Genomic DNA, 9764 nt, shown 5'->3' on the forward strand with positions numbered 1-9764 from the left:
CCACGAGCGAAGAAAGGATCCTTGCCATGTCCGCGACCAAGATCCTGTGGGGTCAGATTTTCATCGTCTTGCTGGTCGTGTTGATCACGACCTGGGCGGCGACGCAGTATGTGGCCTGGCAGCTCGGCTTTCAGGCCCAACTCGGAGCCCCGTGGTTCAGGCTCGTGGGAATGCCGGTCTATCTGCCGCCGGCCTTCTTCGGCTGGTGGTTTTCCTACGATGCCTATGCGCCAGAGATTTTCAACGAGGGCGCCTATATCGCCGCGTCGGGCGGCGTCCTCTCGATCGCGGTCGCCATTGGCATGTCGGTATGGCGGGCGCGGGAAGCGAAGAATGCCGAGACCTACGGCTCGGCGCGCTGGGCCGAGAAGAGGGAGGTGAGGGCGGCTGGACTGCTCGTCCCAGATGGCGTGGTGCTCGGCAAGCTGGGGCGTGACTACCTCCGCCACGACGGGCCCGAGCACGTGCTGTGTTTCGCGCCGACACGCTCGGGCAAGGGCGTCGGCTTGGTGGTGCCGTCGCTGCTGACCTGGCCGGGTTCGGCCATTGTCCACGACATCAAGGGTGAGAATTGGCTGCTCACGGCCGGCTTCCGGGCGAAGCATGGCCGGGTCCTGTTGTTCGATCCGACCAATCCGAAGTCGGCAGCATACAATCCGCTGCTCGAGGTCCGCCGCGGTGATTGGGAGGTCCGTGACGTCCAGAATGTCGCCGATGTGCTGGTCGATCCGGAAGGCTCGCTCGACAAGCGCAATCACTGGGAGAAGACCAGCCATTCTCTGCTGGTGGGCGCCATCCTGCATGTCCTCTACGCCGAAGAGGACAAGACGCTCGCCGGCGTCGCCGCCTTCCTCTCCGATCCGAAACGGCCGATCGAGTCGACGCTGCAGGCGATGATGACCACGCCGCATCTCGGCGATGCCGGACCGCATCCCGTTATTGCGTCCACTGCACGTGAGCTGCTGAACAAGTCCGACAACGAGCGTTCTGGCGTGCTGTCGACTGCGATGTCGTTCCTCGGCCTTTATCGTGATCCCGTCGTCGCCCAGGTGACGCGGCGCTGCGACTGGCGCATTGCCGACCTGATCGCCGATCCGAGGCCGGCGACGCTCTACCTTGTGGTGCCGCCTTCCGACATCTCCCGAACCAAGCCGCTCATCCGGCTGGCACTGAACCAGATCGGGCGCCGCCTGACTGAGGATCTGCATGCGAAGGAACGCAAGCATCGCTTGCTGATGATGCTCGACGAGTTCCCGGCGCTCGGCCGCCTCGACTTCTTCGAGTCCGCGCTCGCTTTCATGGCGGGCTACGGCATAAAGAGCTTCCTGATCGCGCAGTCGCTGAACCAGATCGAGAAAGCCTATGGGGCGAACAACTCGATCCTCGACAATTGTCATGTCCGGGTGAGCTTCGCGACCAACGACGAAAGGACGGCAAAGCGGGTGAGCGATGCGCTCGGCACGGCGACCGAGATGAAGGCGATGAAGAACTATGCCGGGCACCGACTCTCTCCGTGGCTCGGCCATCTCATGGTGTCACGCTCCGAGACCGCCCGCCCGCTGCTTACTGCGGGCGAGGTTATGCAGCTTCCACCCACCGATGAGATCGTCATGGTCGCGGGTACACGGCCGATCCGGGCGAGGAAGGTGCGCTATTACGAGGATGCCCAGTTCAAGGAACGCGTGTTGTCGCCGCCCGATCCGCAGAAGTCCGGGCGGACATCCCGCGCGGACGGCTGGTCAGCGCTGACACCGCAGAAGCCGGATGCGGAACTGCTGACCGAGATGGAGACGACGGAGAGCGATCAGGCCAATAGCGGCCTGCGGCGCGAGCCTGAGCTTCCCGACCATGTCGCCATCGCCCAGGAGACGGCCCAGCAGAAGCCCGCGGAGGAGTTCGCCATGATGCTCGATGAGCAACCGGAAGATGCCGCCCGCCAGCGTCAGGCGTTGCGCCGGCAGATGCGTGGGCTGGCGCGCCAGGTCTCGCTCGACCCCAATGACGGCATGGAACTCTAGGAGGGCGGAATGAGAGATCGCCTGAACCTCACCTTGCCCGTCGAGATGATCACTCGAATCAATGAGCTTTCGGAACGTAAGAAGATCGCGCGATCGGCCATTGTAGAGGCAGCCGTGGCGTCATTCCTGTCGCCCGACGCCGCCGATCGGCGCGAAGCCGCCTTTGCCCGCCGGATGGACCGGCTTTCGCGTCAGTCACAGCGCATCGAACGGGACCTCGGCGTCACGGCGGAAACGCTGGCGCTGTTTGTGCGCCTCTGGCTGACGATTACGCCACCGTTGCCGAGCGATGGACAGGCAGCCGCCCAAATCAAGGGCCGCGAGCGATTCGAAGGCTTCGTCGAGACGCTCGGCAAACGGCTTCAGAAAGGCCAGAGTTTTCTGCGAGAAATTCCCGAAGACGTTGCCGGGACGACTGAGTCAAGTGAAGCTGCCTCGCCGGTAGAGGACCGATAATGCCGACTGGGATTCGATTGACCGAAGGCGGAATTGTCGCCGAGGTCGGCGCTGGTGATTCGACGTGAGCGCCCGCGCCTTGAGCGATCAAATCGGGAGTCAGCGATCGCCGAAGCTTCGACGACGCACTGCTACGGTCAGAAGTAAGCCCCGACAGGCCGCAGGCCGCTGTCGCGGTCCAGACTCGGGTCTGGACCTATAAAGTCGTGTGCCGCCGAGCCTGCTTCTGGTCCGATTCGAGACATCGGCGACGTCAAGCGGCTCGTCAGACTCTGACCCGAAGCGGTCGTTTAGCGACCATTGGCGGTGCTCTCTCCCCATACCTTCTGCCAGAGATCAAGCCGTGATGCAGACTGGCAAGAGGCTCCTCTCGCTGAAACCACTTGCTGATGGGGCCGGCCATACGTCTCGGTAGGAACCGCCTTCGAGCCGCGACGGATTGGCTATACCTAGGGTGTAGGCCAGGCAAACCTAGGTAAACGCGGTTCAAACGAAGACGTCACGGCGATCAACCTCCGCACAATGGCACCGTCGCCCGCCCGCGCGCATCCTGCAGGCGCCAAAAGTGAGGTCCAAAATGCGCCCGCCGTCAGACTCCGACGTGTCGAGAGCCCTATTGGGGACGCCGGTGCACGCACACAGCCTAAATGCGGCGAAGCGGCGGTGGCGCTGGCTCAGGACCTCCCTGTTCGACTCCTACCGGCCCGAGCTGCACTACATGCGCGGCCCCGGCCAGAAATGCCGGGAAAAGGCTAACGCCAGCGCCCGGCCGTGAACATCTGTCCAGAAGACCAACGGAGGTTCTCATGTCCACAATCAAGCAATGTCTCGCCTGCATCCGCACCTGTCATCGCGTCGCCCGCGAGGGTGAAGGCTACGTCGCCACCAGCATGCGCTACGGCCTCGACCTGACGGCGCTCCAGATGGAGCTGGTCAACATCCGCCGGACGCGGGAGCTGGGCTACGAGACTCTATATTCCTTCGCGATCGCCGCCTGAGCGCGAGCTGCTGGATAGCTGCAAGCTTGACCCCGCTGCGCGATATCGAGGTCATCGGCGACATGATCCTGGCGCGGCTCCCGTTTGCGTCAGCCATCGCGCGCGGTGCGCTCTTTGGTGTCGGCGCCAATGGCGCGGGAACGGCGCGCGCCCACCAGATTGGCGAGACGGAAGGCGCGGTGGCAGGCTGCAGCCGTACCCGAGGCTCTATACGCTCGCCAATCGCCATTGTCGGTCGTCCGATCCACAAGCCGAACACATTTTTGAGCGACGACAGCACTTCGGCTATTGCCCATCTCTGACGAACTGGCCAACCCGTGCAATGTCAGGAATCGGCCCGAAAGCAGAAGTGGACGAGCACGCTCTATTGGGTTTTGACCCAAGTCTAAAGGCTGGGAGCTATGTGAAGGGTCGTCAAAGCCTTGGACCGGCGGCTGGCTCGCGACCGCACGCTTGCCGATGACGTCGTAAGGGACATTCCAGCGGAAGCGAATAGCACGCCAGAGCCAGACGCCTCGTAGGATCGAGCCGCTTGCTTGTCTTTCTATCCCGCAGCCCTATCAACCTCTCACCATCGTTGCCTAGCAGCCCGTCTGCTCACTAAGCAGCGCCTACGCCTCGACCTTGAGGCGTTGGGAGCGCGATGTGACGACGACCTCCTCCTTCCGGTCAGAAGCCATCGCGCGGGGCACGCGCATGCTGCGCACCGCGCTCGGCCCCCTGATCGCCGCGCACCTGGAAGATCCGGGCGTCGTCGAGATCATGCTCAATCCCGACGGCCGGCTTTGGGTCGACCGCCTCTCCAGCGGTCTCGAGGAGACCGGCCACCGGATTGCGCCGGCCGATGCCGAGCGCATCGTTCGTCTGGTCGCGCATCATGTCGGCGCCGAGGTCCATGCCGGCATGCCGCGCGTGTCAGCCGAGCTGCCGGAAACCGGCGAGCGCTTCGAAGGCTTGGTGCCGCCTGTCGTGGCGGCGCCATGCTTCGCGATCCGCCGTCCGGCGGTCGCCGTGTTCTCGCTCGACGATTACGTCCAGGCCGGCATCATGTCGTGGGCAGAAGCCAATCTTCTGCGCCGTGCGGTTCGCGAGCGCCGCAATGTCCTCGTGGCGGGCGGCACCTCGACCGGCAAGACGACGCTGGTTAATGCGCTGCTCGCGGAGGTCGCCAAGACCGGCGACCGGATCGTGCTGATCGAGGACACCCGCGAGCTGCAATGCGCCGCGCCGAACCTGGTGGCGCTGCGGACCAAGGACGGCGCGGCGACGCTCTCCGACCTCGTGCGGTCGGCGCTGCGCCTGCGGCCCGATCGCATCCCGATCGGCGAGGTGCGCGGCGCCGAGGCGCTGGACCTCTTGAAGGCCTGGGGAACCGGCCATCCCGGCGGTGTCGGCACCCTCCATGCTGGGTCAGCCCTCGGCGCGTTGCGCCGCCTCGAGCAGCTCATCCAGGAAGCCGTCGTCACCGTGCCCCGGGCGCTGATCGCCGAGACCGTCGAGATCATTGCCGTCCTCGCCGGCCGTGGAAGGTCGCGTCGCCTGATCGAGCTTGCCGCCGTGAAGGGCCTTGGCCCGAATGGCGACTACGTCCTCGTACCCGCAGGAGAACAATAATGCTGCACGTCCGGCGCCCCCTCGCCGCACTCTCATCGTCTGTGGTCTACGCCTTCCTCACGGCACCGGCGCATGCCGCCGGATCGAACATGCCGTGGGAGCAGCCCCTCAACCAGATCCTGGAATCGATCCAGGGGCCGGTCGCCAAGGTCATCTCCGTTATTGTCATCATCCTGACCGGTCTGGCGCTGGCTTTCGGCGAGACCTCTGGCGGCTTTCGCCGCCTGATCCAGATCGTCTTCGGTCTCTCCATCGCGTTTGCCGCCTCAAGCTTCTTCCTGTCGTTCTTCTCCTTCGGCGGGGGAGTGCTCGTCTGATGGAGCCGCGCGAGCCCATTCCCGGTTTCTACGCTCCGGTCCATCGCGCGCTGACCGAGCCGCTGCTTCTCGCTGGCGCGCCGCGCGCGGTCGTGATCGTCAACGGCACATTGGCCGCCGCCGTCGGTCTGGGCCTGCGCCTCTGGCTCGCAGGCGCGGTGATCTGGCTGGTCGGCCATCTGGCGGCAGTGTGGGCGACGCGGCGTGATCCGTCCTTCATTGACGTCGTGCGGCGGCATCTGCGCTATCCCACTCACCTGGGCGCATGAGGCAGGGCCATGATGAACCTCGCCGAGTACCGCCGCCGCTCCCAGAGCCTCGCCGACTTCCTGCCGTGGGCGGCACTGGTCGAGCGCGGCGTCATCCTCAACAAGGATGGCTCGTTCCAGCGTACCGCCCGCTTCCGTGGTCCCGATCTCGACTCGGCCACGGCGTCAGAACTCGTGGCCATCACATCACGGCTCAACAACGCGCTGCGGCGGCTGGGATCAGGCTGGGCGATCTTCGTCGAGGCGCAGCGAGAGGCGGCCAATCGCTACCGACAGTGTCTTTCCTGATCGGGCCTCCAGCCTGGTCGACGCCGAGCGCCGCGCCCAGTTCGAGGAGGAGGGGGCCCACTTCGAGAGCCGGTATTTCCTGACCCTTGTCTGGCTGCCGCTGGCCGACGATGCGGCGCGGGCTGAGGCCTGGCTCTATGAAGGCCGGTCTCGATCCGATGCCGATTGGCGCAACGCTCTTGCGGCGTTCATTGACCGCACCGACCGGGTGTTGGCCCTCGTCGAGGACTTTATGCCCGAGGCCGGCTGGCTCGACGACGGTGAGACCCTGACCTACCTGCATTCCTGCATCTCGACCCGCCGTCAGCGCGTCCGGGCGCCGGAGACGCCGATGCATCTCGACGCCATCCTGGTCGACCAGGAGCTGACAGGGGGCCTCGAGCCGCGGCTGGGCGACGCACATCTCCGCACGCTCACCATCATGGGGTTCCCGTCGCAGACCTGGCCTGGCCTGCTCGACGAGCTGAATCGCCTGGCGTTCCCTTATCGCTGGGCAACCCGGGCGATCTGCCTCGACAAGACCGATGCCGCCAGGGTGCTTGGCCGCATCCGCCGCCAATGGTTCGCCAAGCGCAAGTCGATCATGGCGATCCTCAAGGAGGTGATGACCAACGAGGCCTCGGTCCTGCTGGACTCCGATGCCGCCAACAAGGCGCTCGACGCCGATCAGGCGTTGCAGGAGTTGGGCTCCGATGCGGTGGCCCAGGCCTATGTCACCGCCACGGTGACGGTGTGGGACGAGGATCCTGCGGTCGCGGCCGAGCGGCTGGCGCTCGTGGAGAAGACCATCCAGGGCCGCGACTTCACCTGCATGCGCGAGACCCTGAATGCCATCGAGGCCTGGCTGGGCAGCCTGCCGGGACATGTCTACGCCAACGTACGTCAGCCGCCGATCTCCACCCTGAACCTTGCCCACATGATGCCCTTCTCGGCGGTGTGGGCCGGGCCGGAACGGGACGAGCATCTCGATGCTCCGCCGCTCTTCTTCGCTCGGACTGAGGGCGCGACGCCGAGTGAACTCGAGGTTCCCCTCTTATGTGGCTGGGAGCATCGTCGGGGCCTGGATCAGCTTGGCGAGTTTGCGCAGGTTCTGAACGGTGGCAGCGAGAAGGAACTCGTCGCGAGCACCTGTAGGCCCTCGAAGGCGTAGTCGATCCAGGCGCAGGATGCGCTTGAGGTGGGCGAACAGCATCTCGACCTTCTTGCGCTGGCGTCGGGAGACAGCATAAGCCTCGGTGGTGGCGATGTCGCGCGCGAGATCCCGAGCACCTTCATAGATGGAGCGCGGCACCTTGCGTGCCGGTTCTTTTGGACAGCAACGCGGCTTCAGCGTGCAAGCTTGGCAATCGTGCTTGCTGGCGCGGTAGAGGAGCGTCGTGCCGTCGTTCACCACGGTTCCGGTGGTCGTTAGCTGCTTGCCGCCGGGGCAGCGGTAGGTGTCGGTCCCGGCATTGAAGGCGAAGTCGCTGCGCGAGAAGGTATCATCGGCGCGCTTGGACTTGTCGAACACCGGAATGTGGGGCTCGATGCCGCGCTCGTGCACCAACCACTGCAGCATCGCGGCCGAACCATAGGCTGAGTCGCCCGCCAGGCGTGTGGGGCAAAGACCGAACTGTGCTTCGGAACGGCTGATCATGGTCTTGGCTGCTGTTACCTCGGCCTGGCGGACTGCAGTCGAAGGCTCGACATCGACGATGATGCCGTGGTCGAGGTCGATCAGATAGTTGTCGGAGTAAGCGAAGTAGGCCTGTCCGCCATGGGCACCGGTCCAGCGCGCCGCCGGGTCGGCCGGCGAGATGAACTTCGGGGTGACGTCGGTCGCGGCTCCGAACGCCGCATCGTCCAGCACGGCGAGATACTCGTCGATGGCCCGGCTGGTCAGCTCGGGCGGCAGACCCTTGGTTCCCACGATACCCTTCTGCCGGTTCGCCTCGGCCTTGATCAGGCTGGCATCGACGGCAAAGCCCTCGCCACCGACTAGTCCTTCTCCGATGCAGCGGCGCACCACCGTCTCGAACAGGCCGCGCAGCAGATCACTCTCGCGGAAACGCCCATGCCGGTTCTTTGAGAAGGTCGAGTGATCGGGCACCTCGCCATCGAGGCCAAGCCGACAGAACCAGCGATAAGCCAGATTGAGGTGCACCTCCTCGCACAGCCGTCGTTCGGAGCGAATGCCAGAGCAATAGCCAATTAACAGCATCCGGATCAGCAGCTCCGGATCGATCGAAGGCCTACCCACCGAGCTATAGAATGGCGCCAACCGAACCCGTAGATCGGTGAGGTCAACGAAACGATCGATGGCCCTCAGCAGATGATCCGCCGGAACATGCCGCTCGAGCGAGAACTCGTAGAACAAGGACCCCTGATCGACGCGCCGCTCGCCCATCATTGATCGCAAACTCCCACCGTTGTGGCGGGAGTGAATCAACCCTTCCCGACTCCGGCAATCGGGTTTTTCAACAGAATCGGCCAAAAGCCGAAGTCACAGCCAGTGGGCGTGATGTCCGCTTCACCCCTGGAAGGGGACATCGATCTGCGCCTGAGCGACATCAGCTTGGAGCCAAAGTCGGACTTGGTGTCGATGACTTATCAAAACACCGCCATTGAGTATCAGGGGTCAAGCGGAGGCAGCCATCAGGGCCGTCACCCGGCTGGCGATCTGTGGATCGCGCAGAGTACTGGAAGGCTTCACGAGATGGGTCACCTCGCTCATGATCTGATGAACCGTTGCATCCTCCGCGGCGACCCGCTGCAGCGCGAAGCTAAATTTCGAACGTTGGTAAAAGTCACGCGGGCGTTGCCCGCGCGTCTTCTCATAAATGAAGTCGTTTTCCGCCGCCGCCCATGGCGCAGCGAGGAAGCCCTGAATCGCCGCGAAGAAAGACTGCGCGAGTCCCTTGAGCGGATCAGCATCCACCGTTCGGGCTTCGATAAGCCGCCTTAAGGCACCTGCTTCTTGCGCGGCGACACTCATTCCCTGGCCGAACGCTGGATTGAATCGACAGATCACATCGCCGAGCGGGAGCAGGCAATCTGGAAAGCTGTCGAGCGCCTCAAACCGTCGCCGAACGCTGCACGGAAAGCCGAACCGGTGAATAGGCCCGAAGGGTATAGCGCCCTCAATCGCGTCATAGATAGTCTGTGTTCGCAAGGTCCTGGCAAAAGCAGTAAAGTCTCTAGTGCTTTCCGGCATGGGCTCACCATGCATGCCGGTCAGGTTGACTTGCCAGTAATTGTTCTCGACTGGAACACCACCGATACGGCAGAGATTGAGCTGAGTAGGTCCGGTCAAGATGCTTTGCAGGGACCGGGGAAGCCGCCGTGGGTGGTAGGGAGGCAAGGCCCCGGCGACGGTGGCCAAGTCCATGTGAACCGCGTGCGATAAGCCGCCGGAAAAGATGACGGTCCGGGCGCCGCGGCCGCAGACCCCACCGTGGTCACAGGGCGTCTTTGCCGCTGCCGGCGTTTCCGACGAAGCCCTGGTGGCGGCTTGGCCGGAAATCGGGGCGGGCGGGGTCTCGTGCGGTCAGTAAGCCTTCCGTGCGAGGCCCGCTTTCTGCCAGCTTGAGAACACGGCGAACGGTCCATGTATGACCGGAAAGCTTAATGCCACCCAGGATGGCGCCCAGCGATTGGATAGCAGTCGTCGGACTTATTGTCGGCATCGGCCTCCTGGCCGCGGCCTCAGTTGCGTTTCTCTTCTAGAAGCTGGCGCGCGCGGGAAGCCATGAACGACATCCAACAGAAGGTCACCGACCTCATCGTCACGCAATTCGGCGTCGAGAGGGATGCGATAACCCCCGC

Annotated in this window: 9 protein-coding genes and 1 pseudogene; 8 read left to right on the plus strand and 2 right to left on the minus strand. The window is 64.1% G+C overall.

Translation table 11 applies throughout. The annotated features are described in order from the left end of the window. Positions 1-26 precede the first annotated feature (26 nt). The 8 genes and pseudogenes from RSO01_RS23990 to RSO01_RS24025 form a co-directional block, all read left to right on the plus strand. Complete coding sequence (locus RSO01_RS23990; RefSeq protein ID WP_147152125.1) at positions 27-2018, plus strand: conjugal transfer protein TraG; 1992 nt, start codon at positions 27-29, stop codon at positions 2016-2018. Between the two features lie 9 nt (positions 2019-2027). After that, positions 2028-2474, plus strand: a complete 447-nt coding sequence (locus RSO01_RS23995) for a ribbon-helix-helix domain-containing protein (RefSeq protein ID WP_147152127.1) — start codon at positions 2028-2030, stop codon at positions 2472-2474. Positions 2475-3280: 806 nt separating this feature from the next. After that, entirely contained in the window at positions 3281-3472 is a 192-nt protein-coding gene (locus tag RSO01_RS24000) for a hypothetical protein (protein ID WP_147152129.1), read from the plus strand. 26 nt (positions 3473-3498) lie between these two features. Continuing rightward, positions 3499-3774 carry an LrgB family protein gene (locus RSO01_RS49970; RefSeq protein ID WP_373867938.1) on the plus strand — a complete coding sequence of 92 codons (276 nt, stop codon included), beginning with the start codon at positions 3499-3501 and terminating at the stop codon, positions 3772-3774. 394 nt (positions 3775-4168) lie between these two features. Continuing rightward, complete coding sequence (trbB, locus tag RSO01_RS24010; protein WP_147152151.1) at positions 4169-5086, plus strand: P-type conjugative transfer ATPase TrbB; 918 nt, start codon at positions 4169-4171, stop codon at positions 5084-5086. Continuing rightward, on the plus strand, positions 5086-5403 hold the full coding sequence (locus tag RSO01_RS24015; protein WP_147152131.1) for a TrbC/VirB2 family type IV secretion system protein: 318 nt from the start codon (positions 5086-5088) through the stop codon (positions 5401-5403). Before trbB ends, RSO01_RS24015 begins: the two co-directional genes overlap by 1 nt. After that, a complete protein-coding gene (locus RSO01_RS24020) occupies positions 5403-5672 on the plus strand; it encodes a VirB3 family type IV secretion system protein (RefSeq protein ID WP_147152132.1) in 270 nt (89 codons plus the stop codon). Before RSO01_RS24015 ends, RSO01_RS24020 begins: the two co-directional genes overlap by 1 nt. Positions 5673-5681: 9 nt before the next feature. Next, positions 5682-6972 (plus strand): annotated as a pseudogene (locus RSO01_RS24025) (VirB4 family type IV secretion/conjugal transfer ATPase); the annotation flags it as partial. 21 nt (positions 6973-6993) lie between these two features. Here the strand turns inward: RSO01_RS24025 and RSO01_RS24030 are convergent. Both RSO01_RS24030 and RSO01_RS24035 read right to left on the minus strand, forming a co-directional pair. Next, on the minus strand, positions 6994-8349 hold the full coding sequence (locus RSO01_RS24030) for a transposase (protein WP_147152134.1): 1356 nt from the start codon (positions 8347-8349) through the stop codon (positions 6994-6996). A 228-nt stretch (positions 8350-8577) separates the two neighbouring features. Continuing rightward, complete coding sequence (locus tag RSO01_RS24035) at positions 8578-9327, minus strand: hypothetical protein (protein WP_147152136.1); 750 nt, start codon at positions 9325-9327, stop codon at positions 8578-8580. Positions 9328-9764: the final 437 nt, after the last annotated feature.

This window comes from Reyranella soli (genome assembly GCF_007992495.1).
Lineage (GTDB): Bacteria > Pseudomonadota > Alphaproteobacteria > Reyranellales > Reyranellaceae > Reyranella > Reyranella soli.